Genomic DNA, 20,899 nt, shown 5'->3' on the forward strand with positions numbered 1-20,899 from the left:
GGGCTGCTTTTCCTTCAATCCTTATAAATCAACACGGTAGCGTGAGCCGCCACACCCTCTTCCTTTCCAACAAACCCTAATTTTTCGGTGGTAGTTGCTTTGATGGAAATATCGTCTTCTTCTATCTGCATTACTTTGGCAAGAACCTTTTTCATCTCAGGAATATGAGGGTTTAGTTTAGGCATTTCCAGACATACAGTAGAATCGATGTTTCCAACTTTGTAACCTTTCTCCCCAATGATCCTGATAACTTCTTTGAGTAAGATTTTGCTATCGATCCCCTTGTATTTTGGGTCTTTGTCTGAGAAATGAAAACCAATATCCCGCATATTGGCTGCTCCAAGCAAAGCATCGCAAATCACATGAATCAATACATCCGCATCTGAATGTCCAAATGCTCCGTGAGTATGAGTGATTTTAATTCCTCCGATCCAAAAATCCACGCCCTCTGCCAGGGCATGTACATCGTAACCGTATCCGACACGTATGTTGGGTTTTGCCATGGTGTAAAGATAAACATCCCCCTGCTTACCCACAGCCAATCACACCCCCCTTCAAAGGGGGAATAACTCCTGATTGAGCTTTGTCTAATCTTATTTCTTGCGGGCTCTTATTTTTTTAACCACCCAAACGATACCTAGTGCCAACAATCCAAAGGGCCAAAGTGCCAGTAAATAAACGATGAAGGTTTGAAAGCCTTGCCACCCTGCGGACATGGCATTGAGCAAACGCGTACCAAAACCCGGACGCTGTTCCTGATCCAATTCGTATGGAACGAGCTCGTAAAAGGAGATATCCAGTGTGCTGTAATTGATTTGATGATTCAGCAATTTAAACTGTCCCTGAAGTGACTCGATTTCCGAACGAACCTGATTCAAATTTCTTTCGATCTCCAGGATATCGCTGATCTTATCGGCTTTCTTCAGAATCTCCTGATAACGTTCTTCCAGTTTCTTTTTGTTTTCAATGCGTGATTGCAAATCATAATACCTGCTGGTCACATCATCAGTGTTCACCCAGCGATTGTCAAGTCTCTTCCCTTCGGTAACTTCCTTAATAAGTGCATCAAAATGTTGCGGCGGAACTTTAAGACTTACATTGTAATTGATGCGGTCGTATCCTTTGTTCTCGTTTTCCGAGGAGATATACGCATCATACTGATCAAGAAGCTTGCTGATCCGTTGATACTCCTCCTTGGTGCTTTCCACACGATAGGAAAGTCCGCCGGTTTTAATGACTTTCTTTTCTATTTCATCTTGAATCTGTTCATCAACAGAAACTTTTCGGTAGGCGGCATCAGTAGCTTCTTCTACTGCCGGTTGCATCGTCATGGGGACTTCCATATCCGCCATTGAGGAACTAGATCCATCATTGCCGCCACAGGCAGCCATTAGAAAGGTCAAGAGCATAGTGAGAGTCTTCATCGTTATTAATTTTGCAGATGAAGCTACAACAATCCTACCAGTATTTTTTGATTACATGCAGTAGCTGAGGGTGTACCGCCCCACCAGCAACAATCTCCCGACCAAAGATGTAGTCATCACCTCCTTTGAAGTCTGTGACTGTTCCCCCTGCTTCTTTAACCAAAATTACCCCTCCAGCTATGTCATAGGAATTGAGGTTGTACTCGAAATACCCTCCATATCTACCACATGCCACATAGGCCATATCTGCTGCAGCGCTACCCATGCGCCTCAGTCCCTGTGTCCCCTCCATTAGTTGATGTAAAATCAGCAAGTATTCATCCAACCGTTCAAATTCATAATATGGAAATCCAGTGGCGAGTACAGTGTCTGTGAAAAATTTTGCGTCCGAAACCCTGACCGGTTGTTTGTTTAGGTATGCTCCACCGTTTTTCCAGGCGTAAAAACACTCATCGTTGGCAACTTCATAAACTACCCCTAAAACAATCTTCCCTTCATGCATCAAGCCAATGCTTACACAGTAGTTGGGAATCCCGTGAACAAAGTTGGTGGTGCCGTCCAGAGGGTCTATGATCCAGGTGAATTCTTTTTGCCCCTGCTCGGTGGTTTCTTCTTCAGTTATAAATCCAGCTTCCGGAAGAATTTTTTCTAAGCCAGCAATAATCTGTTTCTCAGATTCCTTGTCAACGTATGAAACCAGGTCACTATCTCCTTTAAACTCTACCTCATCATAAGAAAACCGTTTTCTTTCCTCACGAATAAACCCTCCGGTTTTCATGGCTACATTCGCAACTTTTTCGGTTAACTTTTCGAGATTCATTTGGCTCCTTCTAGAACAATGACAAATTCTCCCTTGATGGATTTGGTGCTGAAATATGCAAGCACTTCGTCAACAGGCCCGGTCACCGTTTCTTCAAACTTCTTTGTTAACTCTCTGGAAACCGAAACGTTTCGATCCCCCAAAATATCCTTGAATTGTTGCAAGGTTTTTAGGAGTCTGTGCGGGGACTCGTAATAAACGACTGTGCGCGTTTCCTCCTTTATTGACTCAATTCTGGTTTGCCTCCCTTTTTTGTGAGGTAAGAACCCTTCGAAAACAAAACGATCACAAGGAAACCCGGATTTGACCAAAGCGGGAATAAATGCGGTAGCTCCCGGAAGTGAATCCACCGGAATTTCATTGGCAAGAGCCTCTCGGACAAGCAAAAATCCTGGATCGGAAATGCCTGGAGTGCCTGCATCTGATATTTGAGCGATGGACTTGCCTTCTTTTAGCCTTACAATTGCATCTTCTACTTTTTTATGCTCATTGTGCGCATGAAAACTTTGCGCAGGAGTTCCAATGTCGTAGTGCTTTAGCAACACACCAGATGTGCGTGTGTCCTCAGCTAAAATTAAGTCAACGTTTTTCAGGACCTCTACTGCTCGGTAGGTCATATCGGCCAGGTTGCCGATGGGTGTAGGGACGAGGTATAGTTTGCCGGGCTCGACGGTCATAAGGCTAAGTTAGAGATTTAACCAAAGAGGACACAGAGAATGATCACAGACAGCATATTCAATTTTATTTGTCATTTCGAACGCAGTGAGAAATCTTTACCTCACACATTGACAATGAGATTTCTCTTCGTTGCACTTCCCTCGAAATGACATCAAATTATAATTGTTTAAGAAACCAACTCATCAATCGCTTTCGCTAACTGATGGTCCTTCTCGGTGACCACATCACCCGCATCGTGGGTATTAAGCTCAAAGCTTACGGTATTATACACATTGCTCCAGTTTGGGTGGTGGTTCATCTTTTCTGCAATGATCGCCACCCGACTCATGAAGCCAAAAGCCTCGACAAAATCTTTGAATTCAAAGGTTTTCTTCAGTTTATTATCTTCTTCTTTCCAACTCATAATCTTGATTTTTAAAGTGCGATAATACCCTCAATGGCATGTGCCTGCTTGTACACTTCTACCACCTCCTGACTGGAGTTCATCTTTTGGCTCAGCGTGATACTCACATATTTGTTTCCTGAACTAGGCTTGAGTTTTACATCTGCTTGCGGCAGGAGAGCCTCCACTTTAGCCTGATGCTCAGGTTTTACAATGAACTTAAAGATGTAGTTGTCTGGGAACTGATGTGCCCCCTCCAGCTTATCCAGAAATGCTTTTTCGTCCCAACTCATAGTATTAGTAATATAAAAAAAGCCATCCCGATAAAGTTCGGAATGGCTTCATTTAGTTTCAATTTCTTCTTTAGAAAAACTTGTATCGCATGTCTTCAATCTCTGCGAATTCTTTCACTGCTTCGTCTATTTTTCTAGGAACGAAAAGTCTGAAGTATGAAAGCGGGAAGTCTGCAACCATCGCGTTTTGCCCAAGTCGCTGACGAGAAACCTGCAATGCGAATGAAGAGTAATCATCTAAATCTGCCGGAATATCTTTTGCGATAAGTTTAACTACAATCACTCCGTCCTGAATGTCAAAAGCGTTCGTCATTTCCTCCTCATCCAATGCAAAAGAAAGCCCGATTGCTTCCGGTGCATAACCTACTCCAGTGATACTATTTGAGAACATCTGGAAATCAGCTGACCCAGACTTAGCTCCCTCTCCGTATCCAGATGTCATTGATTCGATATCTCCTGCATTCAGACCTTTCACCTTACTAATGATTGCTTCTGCTTTCTTCTCGTTTCGAACTCTTCTCTCTACCTGGTTTCTTACTTCCTCCAGGTTGGCAACTCCCTCTTCTTGCTCAGCAGTCATCGCTGCTACAATGTATCGGTCACCTACTTCCTTCACGTCGGAAACCGCCCCAGTAGAAGCATCATTATACAGCCAAAGGACCAAGCTTCTTGCCTCAGACATTTGCCCTACTCGCTGGGCATTCTTTCCAATTCGGTTAGCCGTTCTGACATTCAAACCTTGCTCTTCTGCAAGCCTTCTGAATTCTTCGACATTACCAGCAGATGCAGCAAAAAGGTCAGCTTGTCTGTATACTTCGTTGATCGTTTCATCAGAAACGAAAAATTCTTTTTTCATTTTAGCCACACGGTATAAGACGCTATCTGGAGCCAGCTCATCTTTTCTCGAAAGCTTGTAAAACTCGTATGCCCCATTTACTATCTCAGGCTCTGACACAAAACCAATTTCCTGATCCTGAAGTACCGCAGGCAGGTTATCATCCGTGTATGTGATGAATGGGTAAGGATCATCTGAATTGATGCTTACAAAGCTGGAATCATTCGTAGCTGCTGCCAATGACTGTTGTAAATCGGCAACCTCATCTGCAACGATGGAGGAATCTGCACCCGATGGTACAACATCAAAAATGACATATTCCATATTTCTTGTTTCCTCGCGCTGAAATTCAGATTCATGATCATCAAGATACGCCTGGAGCTCACCATCTGTAACACTTACTAAGGAATCTGCCATGCTAAGGAATGGAACGTACACATAGTCTATGGTCGCGTTGGCATTCTGACTCACATACTCATCTTTCGCCTCGTACTTTGTTACGTAGTTGGTCTTGGTAAATAAGTTTGAGTACTTCTCAAGCTTCCTGCTTGGAACCAACGACTGCTCAAATGAAATCCAGGAATTTCGTTGCTGTGGTGGCGCCTGCTGAAGGCTACCAAGAAAAGCAGTTACATTTTCTTTTCTGAACTGACCAGTTTGAGGATCTGCAAAAAACTGCTTGATCTGAGGGCTGATGTTGCTCCCCTGAACCATGTCGACCAATTCTTTATTGGTAACTTCAATGCCTAGCTCTTCGAATTGCTTATCATATGCCTTCTCCAGGATCAGTGCATTCCAAGCCTGATTTCTGATTTGGTCTGTCTCCTGCTGTAGCGGGTTTCTCCCGGTGTTGATAGCAAAGTTGTAAGACAGCTCGTCTACTTTATTTTGGAACTGAGTGTTGGAGATCGTTTCTCCGGCAATCTCTCCGATATCAGGATTGTCTCCTCCACCTAAGAAGGAAGCGTTTCCAATCAAATCCGTGCCGATGAAAGCAACCATCGTGACCATGATAGCTCCCACCACGATCTTTCCCATCTTGTTTCTCAGTGTGCCTATTAGTGCCATATTATCTAAATACTCTTTTGAATAAGGTCGGCAAAAATAAGGAAATAATTTGCTATTGACCCACACAGTGGATTTTAATAAATGAGCCACAATTATCAGGAGATCAAATGGTTAGTGCTCAGCTTTTTTCAATCAGCACTCAGAGAGTGAATATTTTCAGACTTCCGTTTGAATGTTTGATTTTGCTGATTGGTTTATGACCGGTCTATTGTTCCAAATATATGCCAGGCTCAAACCGGAAATGATGTGCCAAATGCCCCACCAGGCGGCCACAATGGCCATTCCACCCAGTCCATCAAAAAAACCAAAAATGAGTATCAGGCCCAGACCGGAATTCTGGATGCCGGTTTCTATGGCGATGGATCTGCGATCCTGTTGCTCCAGATTGAAAAGTGCTCCAAGATTATATCCAGCTAATAACGCCACAGCATTGTGGGCCAGCACCAATAATATTACCAGATGAATATAGGAGAGGAAAAGATTGAAATTGGCACTAAAGGCCATGATCACGATACCGGCAAAAATGGCGATGGAGCTATAATGCATGACCGGATGGAGTTTGTCAGCTATTGCAGGCTTCCCTTTTCTTAAAGCCATTCCTAAAACAATCGGAATGAGCAACAGCATGGTAATTGTTTTCAGCAATTGCCAAAAGTCCAGGCTCACCTCTGTCAGAATGGTTTCAGTGGGACCATATATGCTCCCCCAGAAGGCGATGTTTACAGGAGTCATAACAATTGCCAATGTGCTGGACACTGCTGTCAGGCTAACGGAGAGGGCGGTGTTCCCTCTGGCCATAGCCGTCATAAAATTGGAGATATTTCCTCCGGGACATGCCGCTACCAGCATCATCCCTAATGCAAAGCTGGGTCTTGGCTGAATTATTAGGATCAGTAGAAAGGTCAATGCAGGAAGCATCAGGAATTGAGAAATCATTCCCACCAAAGCAGACCTGGGATTCCTGATCACCCGAATAAAATCTTCCACCCGGAGATTAATTGCAACACCAAACATGATAAAGCCGAGGCTTAGATTCAGGTAAAAAAGATTGGCCTCACTGAAGTTTAAGGTGACCTGATCGATGGAATCCATTCAGGCAAGATAACAAATCCCCTCCTGGGAGGGGTAGGGGTGGGTTCTAAACATCCCCCTCACCCCCTGATCCACGACGGCTTCAAAGGGGGATTTTCTCCGAGAAGAGTGATGAAGTAATTACTTCTTTCGGATAATGATATCTCCGTGCATATTTTTAAATGTGTACTCCGGACCTCCACCGTTGATATCGCCATAGACCCACGAGTTAATAGACACTTTGTATTTACCATCGTCTGATTTTACCTCCGGCTTGGAGCGATCAACAGTCATATCATAATCGGTGTAAATCTCACCTCTGTCTGAGCGCATTTTAGCCGTAGCTTTAATATTTCCGGGGAAGGTCACATCAACGTTACCATGCAGCGTGACAAATGACATGGGTTCATTCGGAGTTACTTTCAGAAAGTTGGCAATGATGTCACCATGGACCGTATTGGATACAACAGATCCACTCATGTCTTTTAGTGTCAATGGTCCATGTACAGCAGATATCTCATGAATGCCACTAATGCCTGCTACATCCACCTTTCCATGTACAGTAGAAACCTCCAGGTCAAAATTAGCCGGTATTCTGATTGACAAATTGATGGGCTTTTTCCATGAGTTCGTTTCAATCTTTACCCGGTTGTTATTCTCCGACGCACTCAGCTCGATTGGGCTACTGGCAATCTTTTTCATGCCTGCAAGAACGGGGCGATCATCGTTATCATCATCGCAGCTTGCACAATCATCGTCATGGTCATGATCAGAGGTTTTAGCTGTTGCTTCGATGATTACTTCCTTCCCGTTATAGGCTTCTACTTTGATGTCACCACGAACAAGGCCTACTTCCAATTTGCCTTTTGCATTTGGTGAGCTTAATGGAATCGCTAACCGTTCGTTGAAATCCTGTGCCCAAACGCTAGCGGAGGCTACAAGAAATAATATGATAACTAACTTTTTCATGTTTCTATTTTTATGCACTCTTAGGTGCGGTTATTCACTTTTTTTTAAATATACATTTCCATTGATGCTTCGAAAAGATAGCTCTGGGCCTCCTGATCCTATTTCCACACCGGTTTTGGTTCCAATTTTGAAAGTCCCGTCTCGTTCACTTTTCTCTACTTTCGGACTCATCCGTTTATAGTCAAATGATGTGTATAAATCTCCATGCATGGAATCAAAGAAGACCTTGGCACTGAAGTTTTCAGGCAAGTCAAATTTGAAATCCCCATTTACCGTATGGAAATCAATGGCTTCCTTTGGACTCTCCAGAAAATTGATGGTCACATCTCCATTTACGGTGGATGCCTGGAGTACTTTTCTTGCATTCCTGATTTCTACCTCGCCGTTCACATTACACGCCTTTACAGGGCCATCAATATTCTTCACAAGTACATCTCCATTGTTCACCGTTTTTGCCTCTAAGGAGACATCTTTGGGCACTCTCAGTTTGTATTGATATTTGAAAGAATATTTGGGATAGTCGTACCTATCATAGCCGGTATAATTGCCCCATTTACATTTTTTAATAAATGGTGCTTTAGTAGAAAACATGAGGGTATCATCAGTTATCAACTCCCCAAGCTCCAGCTCTTCCTTTGCTTTTTCTAATAGATCATCTGTCTTTGCGGACATGATAATTGTCAGGCTTAAGTAAACTTTATTGTCCCATGATGCCTCCACTTCCACATCTCCATTGATATTGTCGATAACCACGGTCATTTGACCTAGGTTTTCAATGGAGTAGGTTTTGTTGATCTCTTTTTTGTCCTCCTTGAAAACAGGATCGATCAGTGTTAATAGTATGAGTAATAATTTCATTAGTCCTTATTTTGAGTTTATGTATTCTTGAGTGTTTCTATACTTTCGTTAAGCTTTTCCTTTACGAATTCATCTTGAGTATTTTCTTTTAGTTGCTCCATCGCATTTACAGAAGATTTTTCCTGGATGGCCACCAACACATCTGCAATGGCCACCAATATGAGTGGTGACTCCTGCATTTTCAATGCGTCTACCAATGCTTGTCTTACATCTGGCTCATCCACATAGCGCACTAGAGATTCCAATGACGCCAATCGCACATTGATGTTTTCATCGTGGTTTAATGTGGATATCAGCGCATTGATGACTTTTTTATCCGCCTTTGGCAACTCAGCAGCAAGGTTTACCGCCCGAATTCGTTCCTGTGCCTTTGGCTGCTCTATTAGCGTCAGCATCATCATTTCCTTCATGCTTTGAATTTCACTGCTCAGCTGAGCTATGTCTTCCTTCTGATCCTGCGACGGCAACATCCACCAACCAATGAACAAGCCCATCACCAGAGAGGCTAAACCTACCTGCCAGCTTTTGGTCATTTGTGCTACAATCCAATCCAGCACATTCGGACGAGCTTCTTTTTGCTTCTCGGTATAGGCTGCCATCATACCCTCAAATCGAGCATCCATCTCAGCGCTCGGTTCCGGCCGTTCAATTTCCTCAAATAAGTTCCAGGTCTGCTCTAAATCTTGCAGCTCTTTCACCTTTTCAGGATTTGATGCAAGAAAGTCAGCTAGTGCTTTTCCTTCATTCTCACTGATGTTTCCGGCAAGCTTATCTTGCAAGAGCTCCTCTGCTTTTGCTTCATTTATTTTCATAGTTATCTCGTTTTGAGATTTCTGTCACACTGAGCCTGTCGAAGTGTAGGTTTCGACAGGCTCAACCTGACAGTTTATTCTTTTAGAATCACACATCCATTTTTATGTAGGATTCTCTCAATTCTTTCAATATTCGATGCACTCGCACCTTTATGGCGCTTTCAGTCACTCCAAGCATCTCCGCAACCTTGGCGTATTTCACTTTTTGAAATCTCACCAACTCAATCAGCTCTCTTTTTTCGTCTGAAAGATTGGCCAACGCCTTCTTCAGGTAACTCAACTCATCACATTTTTCCATTTCCACCTCCTGGTTTTTGTTCTCACTTAAGCGTTCCTCATAAGGATTCATATCTTCCTGAAAGGCATAGCGCTTGTTCTTTCTATAATGGTCGTGATGCACATTACGCGCCATCTGGAAGGCCCACACTTCAAAATCACCGTTTTCCTTGTAGGTATGTTTATACTTTAGAATACGCATGAACACATTCTGAACTAGGTCCTCACTGGTAGCTCCATCATGGGTCATCCCATAGAAAAAGCCAAAAAAACGGCGACTATACCTTTTGTAAAGCAGGTTGAGTTTATCTACCTCTCCCTCTTTCACTTTCAACATCAGACTGTGGTCTTCCAGTAGGTTCATTCGGTGCATTCTGTCGGGGAAACTTCAGTAATTTCGGAAGGTTACATGGGGATTGGAAATTATTTAACTCTCCCTGCCCCTTCTCTTGAAAGAGAGGGGAAATTTCCAAAAGGAAATGGGGTGAGTTGATTAGGTTTGAACGATGAACTTTTCGGGACTTCAAAAAGAGCTAAAAGGAGAGCTGCACACCGGTGAAGCCATTCGGCGTATCTATGCGACAGATGCATCCGCATACCGAGAAGTTCCAAAAGCGGTGGCTTATCCAAAGGATGAGGAAGACCTCAAAAAGTTGATCTCTTTTGCCAGGGAAAACAATACGTCACTTATCCCTCGGACAGCCGGAACCTCCTTAGCCGGCCAGGTTGTGGGTGGAGGCGTTGTGGTGGATGTCTCCAAACACTTCACGCAGATTCTTGAGATCGATGTTGAGGAAGAATATGTATGGGTTCAGCCGGGAATTGTACGTGATGAGCTAAATAGGGAGCTTTCAAAACACGGCTACTTTTTTGCGCCTGAAACCTCCACCGCCAATCGCGCCATGATCGGGGGCATGATCGGGAACAATAGCTGTGGATCAAATTCAGTAGTGTATGGTAGCACCCGAGAACATTTGTTGGAGGCCAAAGCCTTACTTTCCGATGGTTCGGAAGCCCATTTTAAAGCTTCTGATGACTTGAGAGGTTCCTCCGAATTAGAAAATAAGCTCTACCAAAATATCTCAGACATTCTCCTGGATGAAGGAAACGTCAAACGCATAAAAAAGGAATTTCCTAAGCCGGACATCCCTCGAAGAAATACCGGTTATGCCCTGGATTTGCTCGCAGATATGCAACCCTTCAATCCGAAAGGGAAGCCATTTAATTTCTGTTCATTGATTGCGGGCTCAGAAGGTACACTAGCATTTGTTACTGCTGCCAAACTGAAGATCACCAAGCTTCCAAAAGGTGAAAAAAGATTAGTGTGCATTCATACCAAGAGCATTGACGATGCGCTGAAGGCAAATCTGGTGGCTTTAAACTACCAGCCGTATGCCTGCGAGCTGATGGATCACTACATATTGGAAGCAACTGCACGAAACAAAGAGCAGGCGGAAAATCGATTTTTTGTAGAAGGAGAGCCGATGGCAATTTTAGTTGTTGAGCTGATAGGTGAGACTGAGAAAGAAGTAGATATTCGCATACTTAATTTTCTGACTGAATTAGGGAAACAACGACTAGGCTATGCATTCCCAATCATTAAAGGGGATGATATTGTAAAGGTCTGGAACCTGAGAAAAGCAGGGCTTGGACTTCTTTCCAATATCCCAGGAGACACCAAGCCAGCTCCTGTTATTGAGGATACAGCAGTAGATGTAAAAGACCTGCCAAACTATATCGGTGACTTCAACAAAATCCTCCACAAGCATGGCTTGTACAGCGTACACTATGCCCATGCGGGCTCTGGGGAGTTGCACCTGCGTCCATATCTGAACTTGAAGACAGAAGAAGGTGTCAGACTCTTCCGAACCATAGCAGAAGAGATAGCTGACCTGGTCAAGAAGTACAATGGCTCGCTATCCGGAGAGCATGGAGACGGTCGTTTACGTGGGGAGTTTATTCCAAAAATGATCGGGGAGGAAAACTACCAGCTACTTAAAAGAGTGAAGCAAGCGTGGGACCCAAACAACATCTTTAATCCAGGTAAGATTGTGGATACAGCACCCATGGATACCTCGCTTCGATATGAGAAGAATCAAGATACTCCAGAATTTGAAACCATGCTGGATTTCTCCAAAGATCAGGGTATTGTTCGGTCTGCAGAGCTGTGTAATGGTTCCGGAGATTGCAGAAAATCGGAACTTACAGGTGGCACGATGTGCCCCAGCTATCAGGCTACACGTGATGAAAAAGACACTACAAGGGCACGAGCTAATATCTTACGTGAGATGTTGACTCGCTCAAAAAAATTGAACCCTTTTGAGGAGCCGGCGATAAAAGAAGTCCTTGATCTGTGCTTGTCGTGCAAAGGCTGCAAGCGGGAGTGTCCTTCCAATGTGGATATGGGCAAGTTAAAAGCGGAGTGGCAGTATCAATCCATGAAGGAAAAAGGTGTGCCTTTTCGCACAAAGATGATTGCCAATTATGCCAAGAGCATGGAGCGTTTTGAGAAGGCACCATGGGCCTTTAACCTGACAAGAAACCTTTCCAAACCCATATTAGGGTTTGCCAGTAAGCGCTCCATCCCTAAGATGGCAAATCAGACATTGCGCTCCTGGTTTGACAAAAAATTTCACTCTCTACAGCGGAAGCCAAAAAAAACAGTCTATTTCTTCTTTGATGAGTTTACTAACTATCTGGATGTAGAGATCGGGAAAAAGGCCATCATGTTGCTCGATCGGATGGGATATGAAGTGCGCGCAGCAAATCATGAAATAAGCGGCCGAGCTTATTTATCCAAAGGATTACTGAAAGAGGCGAAGGAATTAGCGCAGACCAATGTGAGCCTGTTCCATTCTTTATTGAAGAAAGACATCTGTCTGGTAGGAATTGAGCCGTCTGCCATACTAACGTTTAGAGACGAATACCCGGATCTTTTGAGAGGAAACGAAAAAGAGCAGGCCCTGAAAGTCGCGGAGAGAACCTTTACTATTGAAGAATTCCTTGCCAAAGAACTGGATGCAGGTAATCTGAAGCCTGAGGATTTTCCACGCAAAAAACAGAAAGTACTGGTGCATGGCCACTGCCATCAAAAGGCCCTTTCATCCATGACGCCTACGATGAAAATATTAAAAGCCGCTAAGGGATTTGAAGTGCAAATGATCCCGAGTGGGTGTTGTGGTATGGCTGGCTCATTTGGCTATGAAAAAGAGCACTATGAGGTCTCGATGAAAATCGGTGAACTGGTACTGTTTCCAAAAGTTAGGGAGTCAGAGTCAGATGCAATTATTCTAGCTTCGGGTACGTCCTGCCGTCATCAGATTTTGGATGGGACTGGGAAAGTAGCCAGGCATATTGTGGAGATTTTATAAGGGTTTGTTTCATCAGTAGTGGGGTTAATTGGTAGGAAAGCGTTTAACGTAATATATCTTAGCATAAGACGTAAACTACGCATTTAAAGCATTTTGAAAGCAAAATGAAAAAGTTAATCCTCCTAATCACAATATCGCTGCTGACAGGCGCATGCAGATACAAACCCTTCGTCAAGTATTATTTCCCAAAAAAGAAAGAAGGGTTTCCGCGATTTTCGAAACGAGATTACCTTCAAGGAGAAGCTAATCGCCTCAGGGCATACGATATCACTACCTATGATTGGTACGTAAAAGTCGAGCCGGAAGAAGAGCGAATCGAAGGCACCATGCGTATTGATTTCGAGATAGAGATGCTTCAAGATTCCATCCTGATAGACCTCCACCGAAAGCTGCAAGTAGACAACATTGAAAGCTCCATTCCTATGAAAACCTGGAAGCATCAGAAGGATTTGATTTACATCGTTTTTACGGAGCAAACAGAAGCCGGCACAATGGGATCAATTACCATAGACTATGGCGGTAAACCCGCAAACATGGCAAACCAGGGACCTGTTATGTGGCGAACCGACAGGAATGGTAACCCATGGATTTCCACCCAGACCGAGGGTATCGGGGCACACTACATGATGCCCTGTAAAGAACTTTTGTATGAGGAAACAGAACAGTGCTTCATTCGTGTAGAAGTTCCCAATCCCCTCGTAGCTGTGGCAAACGGAAAGTTGGATAGTGTTACAATCAATGGCGTTAATCGGGTGTATCATCACTCAGTTCTTAACCCCATCAATATTTACAACATCTCGTTCAACATCGGCAATTATGAAAAAATAACTTTTCCCTACACTGATATCACGGGTAAGGATAGAGAAATAGAGGTCTATGCCCTAAGCCATCAAATTGATACTGCACGCTCCATATATTCACAAACCTCGCTTCACTTAAAAGAGCTTGAAGAATTATACGGACCATTCCCCTGGTGGAGAGATGGGTGTAAAATTGTGCAGTCTACGCTGGGTGGTGGAGCCATGGAGCATCAATCGGCCATTTCGATGGGTTCTTACTTTTACAATGACTATGCGCCCCCTGCCTATTCATTAAAAGTGAATGCGACTTTAATCCACGAACTGGCACATGAGTGGTGGGGCAATCTGGTCTCCGGAATGGACTATTGTGATATGTGGTTGCATGAAGGGTTTGCAACCTATTCAGAGGCGTTAGTGGTAGCCGAACTTTATCAGCCGAACTATTATGATCACTACATTTGGAACCTTCCTCCATATGTAGATAATGAGCGCCCAATCTTGAAGCCTTGTGGCGTACGATACAACAGTTGGGTGAGCCCAAAAGATGCGGACATTTATTATAAAGGAGCGCTCTTTATCCATACCTTAAGGCGGCAGCTGGATGATGATGAAAAATTTTTCTCCCTATTAAAAGGAGCTTTGAAGCGCTATGCCAGGCAAAACATTTCCACGGAAACCTTCATTTCGTATTTCAACGAAATGGCGGGGAGAGATTTTCAGCCTCTTTTTGAAGTATATCTGAAAGAAAAATCACCACCTGTTCTTCAGTATTCCTATGATTCTGCACAATCGACCTTAAAGTATAAATGGAAAACCGGATTTAAAGATAATTTTCCTTTTACTGTTGTAGCTACCGTGGGCGATAACAAAGAGAACATAATTCCCACGACATCCATACAGATAATGAATCTACGCAGCACTCCAACATTTAAGGTTGAGGATTTTGGTTATATCCTGACTGAGGAATTGGACTGATGTTTAAAACTGTAACACCTGACTTTCTCATCCATTTATTAGCCATTCGAGAAACTAGTGGACTGCCAATTGTTGCAGGTAATACCCACAACAACCACTGATAGGAGCTGCCAGGCATGAAAATATCAGGATTTTGCACAGCAAATGCCGTGATGGCAGCAATGTAACTACCGCCCATGGCTTCAATGTGTTGCTTCAGCCACCAGCTTTTGACCCTCTCGGGCTTACGAATGAAAAAACGGAAATCCTGAATGCCTGAGTTTGCAGTGAAAAACCCAAATAGCAAACACAGGATGCCAAGTATCTGATTATTTGTATTAAAGGCTAAATGGCCTCCATAAACTATGAGACCAATACCAAAGAGTCCTGTCATTAAAGCAACCCCTCTGTCATACCACTTTTCGGACCCAACTTTCTTTCTACGAAGCACTCGTACACCTGTGAAAGAAGCATAGAAAGTGAGGACGGCAATCACCATTAAAAAGGCGCTAAACCGATAAAACAAAATGATGCCCCATGCGCTGATACAAATCCACCACATGGCTGCTACATATACCCTACCAATGGTTTTGTGATTGGCTCCACCCTTTCGGTTAAACATTTGTACCAGCCCGAGGAGGAGCACGGTTCCTCCACAAAGGATGTGAGAAATGATTAGGAATTGTTCCATCTTGAAATGCTTTTTGCAATTCAATAACAGAATCCACCAATTCAAAAAAAACCATACTGAACTGTTGAATAGGGTGGATGAGTTGTATGATGCAAACTAACTTAGTTCTATGTACCAGGCGTTATCAAAGTTTTCGAGTACCTATTTTCCAAAGCAAAAGCACAGACTTTTCAAGCTGTTTTTCAATTTGTCTCCGATGTACAGAAGAACGACCGGGAGAGTTACAAAAGTGGAGCCTGATTTTAGCAGTGTGGAAATACGAATCCCCATCTCTTACAAGAACAAAAACTATGTGGGGACGATATTCGGTGGCAGCCTTTTCTCAGCTACTGATCCCATTTACATGGTTCAGCTGATTCAAATCCTGGGAAAGGATTATGTGGTCTGGGACAAGTCGTCGATAGTAAAATTTAAACGTCCGGCCAGCTCAGATGCCTATGCTGTCTTTGCATTTTCAGATGATGAAATTAACCAACTCAAAGCAGATATCTCCGAAAAGAAAGAAGTTGACCTGATTAAACCGGTCAGGCTCACGAGCAAAGAAGGAAAGCTTTTCTGTGAGATAGAAAAAGTGATTTATGTTGCAGAGAAGAAATTTTACAAAGAGAAGAAATCCAGGAAGCAATGATCACTTTATTGGCATGCGTTTAAACTCCTTCGTTCGGTCAAAAAGGTATCGATACGTGTGGTGCGTTTTCACCACATCACCACCAACCTGCTCCACTACCTTGAGCATCTTTGGATTAAAATCGCCGATCCAGTTCATCTCCAGGTCTTTGTATCGGGTGTATTTGTCTTGCACCATGTCTCGGGTTGCCATGATTAAAGCACCATCCACTCCTTTGCCCTGATGATCAGGAGAGATTCCAAAAACCAAACCGATCATTTTGGTATTGGTGCGCATAAGTTTGTGATAGAGAAACTTAAGCTTCCCAATGAGGTCCAGCTTTCCGTTTACATGCTTAAACACCTGGTTTAGCTCAGGAATATTAATGTAAAAACCAACCGGCTTGTCTTTGTGATAGCCAAACCACATGATTTTTTCATCCATGATTGGCTTCATTTTTTTTATGATCGCGTTGGCCTGTACAGAAGTCATTTTAGCAACACCCGGGTGTCGTGCCCAGGCATCATTATATACCGTGCGAAAGTCCTCTGCGTATTCCTCTAGCTTCTTTTTTTCAATATGCCTGAAGGTATAATCAGGATCCTCATTAGCAACTTTAGACTTCTCATAAAGTCGGTCACTCAATGGGTCCATCACCGGTCTGCCGAAAGTAAACTGCTTGAAGTAAGTTTGGAAGCCGTACTTTTCAAATAGGTCTACATAATACGGAAAGTTGTAATTGCATTGATAGTTGGGTGGTCGGTCAAACCCATCTACCAATAGCCCCCACCAGGTGTCGCGATCGCCAAAATTGATAGGGCCATCCATCGCTTCCATCCCTTTTTCTTCCAGCCAATTTTTCCCTGTATCAAAGAGCAAGTTAGCAGCTTCCTGATCATCGATGCATTCAAAAAAACCAACTCCACCGGTGGGCTGATCATTGTCTTTGTTTACCGTCTTTTGATTGATAAAAGCCGCTATTCGGCCAATTGTTTCTCCCTTGTCATTCTTCAAAATCCAGCGAGTACACTCTCCATTTCGGAAAAACTTATTCACCTTCGGGTCAAATACCCCATTGATGTCTTTGTCAAGTGGTCGTATCCAGTTGGGCTCATCCTTGTAAAGACGAATGGGGAACTGCAAAAATTCTTTGGCTGTTTTTTTATCCTGTACTTCTATGACGTGCATGAACGCAAATTTTAGGCAAATAAAACACTAATCTAACATGAAGAAAATTGGAATATTAGGATCAGGGGTAGTAGGACGCACCCTGGCAGACGGATTTATCAAACACGGCCATGCTGTGATGATAGGGACACGTGACTCAAGCAAACTGGATGACTGGAAAAAGGAAGCCGGAGAAAAGGGGAGTGCCGGATCATTCTCGGAAACAGCAGACTTTGGTGAGATCATCGTTTTAGCCGTGAAAGGGTATGCAGCAAAGGATGTGTTGAAAATGGCCGGAGATGAGATCAATGGAAAAACTGTGATAGATGCCACCAATCCGATTGATGAAAAAGCTGGTCCCGTGAATGGGGTGCTTCAGTTTTTTACAGACATTAACCGATCGTTAATGGAGGACTTACAGGAATCGAATCCTGAAGCACATTTTGTGAAATGCTTTAGCTCAGTTGGGGCTCATCTGATGGTCAACCCGGAGATTGGAGAAGGCCAAAAACCATCCATGTTTATTGCCGGAAATGATGAGTCTGCGAAGAAAGAAGTCTCAACCATTCTGGATCTGTTTGGCTGGGAAACCGAAGACATGGGATCTGTAGAGGCGGCCCGGGCGATAGAGCCACTTTGTATGCTCTGGTGTATTCCCGGCTTCAAAGAAAATCAATGGTCACATGCGTTTAAACTTTTGAGATAATGCGAAAACAAATCATCGTTACAGGGGGAAATAGAGGAATCGGAAAAGAAATCTGTCGACAGCTGGTAGCGCAGGGGCACGACGTGGTGCTCACTGCACGATCGGTCGAAAAAGGTGAAGATGCTGCTATAGAGGTTGGAGCTAAGTTTCGTGAACTGGATGTTTCCAAAAAGGATAATATCCTGGCATTCACTCAAAAGTATAAGGACGAGGTGGGTGAACTGGATGTGTTGATCAACAATGCAGGCATTCTGATTGATGATGGTATGAATGTTTTGAATGCTGATCTCGAAGTGGTTCAGCAGACCATTGAAACAAACGTTTTAGGCCCATGGATGCTTATTCAGGAGCTTGCTCCACTTTTAGAAAAGTCATCAGATGGCAGGATCATTAACCTTTCCAGTGGGATGGGAGCCATTGATGATTTACGAGCGGATCATCCGGCTTATCGAATCTCCAAAACAGCTTTAAACTCCTTAACAATCATGACGTATCAGCAAATTGGGGCTAGCGTAAAAGTAAATGCCCTGTGTCCAGGCTGGGTGCGAACAGACATGGGAGGTGCTGGTGCTTCAAGACCTGTCGAGAAGGGAGCTGAAACAGCGGTCTGGTTAGCAACAGCAGATGAAATTCCGAATGGGAAATTTTTGAGAGATAAAAAGGTGATTGATTGGTGAGTTATTCCACCCGAACAAAGGCATAATCATTCACTTCCCAGTCGATCACCAAGCCACGGCCAACACCTTTCGCTACTTCATCTCCGTAAAGATAATGGACTAAATAGAGCGCTACATCATACGATTTCGCACCGCCAGCTGAGGTTAGCAGGTTGTCATGATGAACGAAGGAAACTCCTTCATGAACTTTCAAAGAAGGAAATGTTTCTCTGTATTTGACTATATCAGATGGAAAAGTAGTCGACTCTTTTCCATCAACCAGTCCTGCCTTTGCTAAAACAAATGCCCCGTCGCAAAGCGACATTACATAATCAGCCTTGCTACCGATTTCAGAAACCCAGTTTATTAGTGTTTCATTTTCTAAGTCGGAATCCATGTTGTGCTCTGCGCTGGGAACAACCAATATGTCGATTTCCGGAAGTTCTTCGCTATCGAATGAATAATCAGGAAGCAGCCTTAACCCTTCAAAGGAAGTGACGGTATCCATCGTTTCTGCGACGGTGAAAACCTGAATACCACCTTCAGTATGGAAAATGGTGTGCTGAAAGATGTCGAATGGTGCCATGAGCTCAGAGTTGTATACTCCATCAATCATAAGAAATGCTGCATTGAAGGATTGGCCAGAAGCGATAGGTTCAATCACAATGTCTTTATTTGTGTTGTATGGTTTACACCCCAACAAAGCAATGAATAAAAATAACAGAATGTTTTTCATGATAGCTTCCATTTAAGCTTGTCCCAGAGACTCATGCTTTCCAGCTGAGCTTTCATTTTTTCACCCACTTTTTCAATGGCTTTCAATGGGCGGAGCATCACTTTAAACTCTGTGATTAATCCGTTTTTTACAGTTATGATATCAACACCGTCTATATGAATACCATCAATTTCTGCATTGAATTCCAGAATCGCTTCTTCAGAACCGATGACTTCCTTTACATAGTGAAAGTTGGCTTCCTCAAACATTTTAGCAGCAGAATGCAGATAAGTCAAGACCTTCTTTCTGCCTTTTTGAGGATTGAAAAGAATTGGAGAATAAAATACCGCGTCTTTATCTAGTATCGATTTAAGCAATCTGGCATCCTGGTTTTTCACCACGTTGTGCCAGCTACTCAAAACCTCCTCCATGTCTTACAGACCGAAGGCCTCTTTAACCTGATCTACGTAATCCAATTTTTCCCAGGTGAAGGTTTCTACCACTTTCTTCACCTCCTCGCCTCCATTTCCTATGAAGTTCACCTGCTTCACTTCGGGTGTTCTACCCATATGGCCGTACGCAGCTGATTCTGAATAGATCGGCTCTTTTAGTTTCAATCGCTTGATGATATATGCAGGGCGCATATCGAATATCTTCTCAACGATTTTAGCGATTTCACCGTCGTTCATGTCCACATTGGCTGTGCCGTATGTGTTCACGTAAATACCCATCGGTTCAGGTACTCCAATGGCATATGACACCTGTACCAATATTTCATTTGCAACACCGGCAGCTACCAGATTTTTTGCAATATGACGCGTTGCATAGGCGGCAGAGCGGTCTACCTTGGATGGATCCTTTCCTGAGAACGCACCCCCTCCGTGTGCGCCTTTTCCTCCGTAAGTATCTACGATGATTTTTCTTCCAGTAAGTCCGGCATCACCGTGTGGCCCACCTATTACAAATTTTCCGGTCGGGTTGATGTGGTATTTGATTTGGTCATTGAAAAGAGCCTGATTGTCCGGCTTCATTTTCTTGATCACTCGAGGAATAAGAATATTGATCACATCCTCTTTGATCTTTTTCAGCATGTTATCCTCATTGTCAAAGTCATCATGCTGGGTTGACACTACAATCGCGTCAATTCGAACCGGATGGTTGTCATCATCGTATTCAATGGTCACCTGAGATTTGGCATCAGGTCTCAGGTAGGTCATTTCCTTCCCCTCTTTTCTAATAGCAGCAAGTTCCATTAGAATGCTGTGAGAAATATTCAATGCCAAAGGCATGTAATTATCGGTTTCTGTAGTGGCATAGCCGAACATCATGCCCTGATCACCGGCTCCCTGCTCATCTTCAGAATCTCTATCTACACCCTGATTGATATCTGGTGATTGCTCGTGAATGGCAGAAATAACACCACACGAGTTCCCATCAAACATGTATTCTCCTTTGGTATACCCGATGCGGTTAATGACCTCTCTGGCAATATTCTGCACGTCTACATAAGCGGTAGTTTTGACCTCACCGGCCAGGGTCACCAGCCCCGTGGTAACCATGGTTTCACAGGCTACCTTGCTATCTGGATCAAAAGCAAGAAAATGATCGAGAAGTGCATCTGAAATCTGATCTGCAATCTTATCTGGGTGTCCTTCACTAACGGACTCTGAGGTAAATAAGTAAGGCATGTATGTTTGATATTAATTTAAAAGTTGGTCGGCAAATTTAGAAGATTCGCTGAACTCT

At 43.5% G+C, this 20,899-nt stretch carries 22 protein-coding genes; 5 read left to right on the plus strand and 17 right to left on the minus strand.

The window, feature by feature from the left end; translation table 11 throughout:
- Positions 1-14 precede the first annotated feature (14 nt).
- The 12 genes from ispF to ACXAH9_RS09670 all read right to left on the minus strand — a co-directional run bounded on the left by ispF (position 15) and on the right by ACXAH9_RS09670 (position 9,850).
- Positions 15-503 carry a 2-C-methyl-D-erythritol 2,4-cyclodiphosphate synthase gene (gene ispF, locus ACXAH9_RS09615; protein WP_474894648.1) on the minus strand — a complete coding sequence of 163 codons (489 nt, stop codon included), beginning with the start codon at positions 501-503 and terminating at the stop codon, positions 15-17.
- Positions 504-593: 90 nt separating this feature from the next.
- Positions 594-1,424 (minus strand): DUF4349 domain-containing protein, encoded by an 831-nt coding sequence (locus ACXAH9_RS09620; protein WP_474894649.1) that lies wholly within the window; start codon positions 1,422-1,424, stop codon positions 594-596.
- Positions 1,425-1,458: 34 nt separating this feature from the next.
- Positions 1,459-2,244 carry an inositol monophosphatase family protein gene (locus ACXAH9_RS09625; protein ID WP_474894650.1) on the minus strand — a complete coding sequence of 262 codons (786 nt, stop codon included), beginning with the start codon at positions 2,242-2,244 and terminating at the stop codon, positions 1,459-1,461.
- Positions 2,241-2,921, minus strand: coding sequence for a 16S rRNA (cytidine(1402)-2'-O)-methyltransferase (gene rsmI, locus ACXAH9_RS09630; RefSeq protein WP_474894651.1), 681 nt, complete (start codon positions 2,919-2,921; stop codon positions 2,241-2,243). The genes ACXAH9_RS09625 and rsmI overlap by 4 nt, the downstream gene beginning before the upstream one ends.
- Positions 2,922-3,088: 167 nt before the next feature.
- The gene (locus tag ACXAH9_RS09635; RefSeq protein ID WP_474894652.1) at positions 3,089-3,325 is read right to left on the minus strand and encodes a 4a-hydroxytetrahydrobiopterin dehydratase; all 237 of its coding nucleotides are present in this window, start codon (positions 3,323-3,325) and stop codon (positions 3,089-3,091) included.
- A gap of 11 nt (positions 3,326-3,336) precedes the next feature.
- Complete coding sequence (locus ACXAH9_RS09640; RefSeq protein WP_474894653.1) at positions 3,337-3,597, minus strand: DUF493 family protein; 261 nt, start codon at positions 3,595-3,597, stop codon at positions 3,337-3,339.
- A 70-nt stretch (positions 3,598-3,667) separates the two neighbouring features.
- Positions 3,668-5,500, minus strand: coding sequence for a peptidylprolyl isomerase (locus ACXAH9_RS09645; protein ID WP_474894654.1), 1,833 nt, complete (start codon positions 5,498-5,500; stop codon positions 3,668-3,670).
- Between the two features lie 156 nt (positions 5,501-5,656).
- Entirely contained in the window at positions 5,657-6,592 is a 936-nt protein-coding gene (locus ACXAH9_RS09650; protein WP_474894655.1) for a bile acid:sodium symporter family protein, read from the minus strand.
- A 120-nt stretch (positions 6,593-6,712) separates the two neighbouring features.
- Positions 6,713-7,540: a DUF4097 family beta strand repeat-containing protein gene (locus ACXAH9_RS09655; protein ID WP_474894656.1), complete on the minus strand. Its 828-nt coding sequence runs from the start codon at positions 7,538-7,540 to the stop codon at positions 6,713-6,715.
- Positions 7,541-7,570: 30 nt separating this feature from the next.
- On the minus strand, positions 7,571-8,398 hold the full coding sequence (locus ACXAH9_RS09660; protein WP_474894657.1) for a DUF4097 family beta strand repeat-containing protein: 828 nt from the start codon (positions 8,396-8,398) through the stop codon (positions 7,571-7,573).
- A 17-nt stretch (positions 8,399-8,415) separates the two neighbouring features.
- A complete protein-coding gene (locus ACXAH9_RS09665; protein WP_474894658.1) occupies positions 8,416-9,210 on the minus strand; it encodes a HEAT repeat domain-containing protein in 795 nt (264 codons plus the stop codon).
- Positions 9,211-9,298: 88 nt separating this feature from the next.
- Positions 9,299-9,850, minus strand: a complete 552-nt coding sequence (locus ACXAH9_RS09670; RefSeq protein WP_474894659.1) for an RNA polymerase sigma factor — start codon at positions 9,848-9,850, stop codon at positions 9,299-9,301.
- Positions 9,851-9,992: 142 nt separating this feature from the next.
- Between ACXAH9_RS09670 and ACXAH9_RS09675 the strand changes: the two genes are divergently transcribed.
- Together ACXAH9_RS09675 and ACXAH9_RS09680 are read left to right on the plus strand one after the other, a co-directional pair.
- A complete protein-coding gene (locus tag ACXAH9_RS09675; RefSeq protein WP_474894660.1) occupies positions 9,993-12,857 on the plus strand; it encodes an FAD-binding and (Fe-S)-binding domain-containing protein in 2,865 nt (954 codons plus the stop codon).
- A 104-nt stretch (positions 12,858-12,961) separates the two neighbouring features.
- On the plus strand, positions 12,962-14,632 hold the full coding sequence (locus tag ACXAH9_RS09680) for a M1 family metallopeptidase (RefSeq protein ID WP_474894661.1): 1,671 nt from the start codon (positions 12,962-12,964) through the stop codon (positions 14,630-14,632).
- Here ACXAH9_RS09680 and ACXAH9_RS09685 read toward each other — a convergent pair.
- Positions 14,586-15,302, minus strand: coding sequence for a DUF2306 domain-containing protein (locus ACXAH9_RS09685; protein WP_474894662.1), 717 nt, complete (start codon positions 15,300-15,302; stop codon positions 14,586-14,588). The genes ACXAH9_RS09680 and ACXAH9_RS09685 overlap by 47 nt on opposite strands.
- Before the next feature lie 109 nt (positions 15,303-15,411).
- On the opposite strand from ACXAH9_RS09685, the gene ACXAH9_RS09690 reads away from it, so the two are divergent.
- Positions 15,412-15,930: a DUF4442 domain-containing protein gene (locus tag ACXAH9_RS09690; RefSeq protein ID WP_474894663.1), complete on the plus strand. Its 519-nt coding sequence runs from the start codon at positions 15,412-15,414 to the stop codon at positions 15,928-15,930.
- Here ACXAH9_RS09690 and ACXAH9_RS09695 read toward each other — a convergent pair whose 3' ends face one another.
- Positions 15,931-17,097 carry a hypothetical protein gene (locus tag ACXAH9_RS09695; RefSeq protein WP_474894664.1) on the minus strand — a complete coding sequence of 389 codons (1,167 nt, stop codon included), beginning with the start codon at positions 17,095-17,097 and terminating at the stop codon, positions 15,931-15,933.
- Between the two features lie 37 nt (positions 17,098-17,134).
- On the opposite strand from ACXAH9_RS09695, the gene ACXAH9_RS09700 reads away from it, so the two are divergent.
- Positions 17,135-17,782 (plus strand): NADPH-dependent F420 reductase, encoded by a 648-nt coding sequence (locus ACXAH9_RS09700; protein WP_474894665.1) that lies wholly within the window; start codon positions 17,135-17,137, stop codon positions 17,780-17,782.
- Entirely contained in the window at positions 17,782-18,459 is a 678-nt protein-coding gene (locus ACXAH9_RS09705; RefSeq protein WP_474894666.1) for an SDR family NAD(P)-dependent oxidoreductase, read from the plus strand. The genes ACXAH9_RS09700 and ACXAH9_RS09705 overlap by 1 nt, the downstream gene beginning before the upstream one ends.
- A gap of 1 nt (position 18,460) precedes the next feature.
- On the opposite strand, the gene ACXAH9_RS09710 is transcribed toward ACXAH9_RS09705, so the two are convergent.
- Genes ACXAH9_RS09710 through metK form a run of 3 tightly spaced genes read right to left on the minus strand, consistent with a single transcriptional unit; the run spans position 18,461 to position 20,841 of the window.
- Positions 18,461-19,174 carry a DJ-1/PfpI family protein gene (locus ACXAH9_RS09710; protein WP_474894667.1) on the minus strand — a complete coding sequence of 238 codons (714 nt, stop codon included), beginning with the start codon at positions 19,172-19,174 and terminating at the stop codon, positions 18,461-18,463.
- Positions 19,171-19,584, minus strand: coding sequence for a nuclear transport factor 2 family protein (locus ACXAH9_RS09715; RefSeq protein WP_474894668.1), 414 nt, complete (start codon positions 19,582-19,584; stop codon positions 19,171-19,173). Before ACXAH9_RS09715 ends, ACXAH9_RS09710 begins: the two co-directional genes overlap by 4 nt.
- 3 nt (positions 19,585-19,587) lie before the next feature.
- Positions 19,588-20,841, minus strand: coding sequence for a methionine adenosyltransferase (metK, locus tag ACXAH9_RS09720; protein ID WP_474894669.1), 1,254 nt, complete (start codon positions 20,839-20,841; stop codon positions 19,588-19,590).
- Between the last annotated feature and the right edge of the window lie 58 nt (positions 20,842-20,899).

Source organism: Ekhidna sp. ABH4_415 (genome assembly GCF_056161305.1).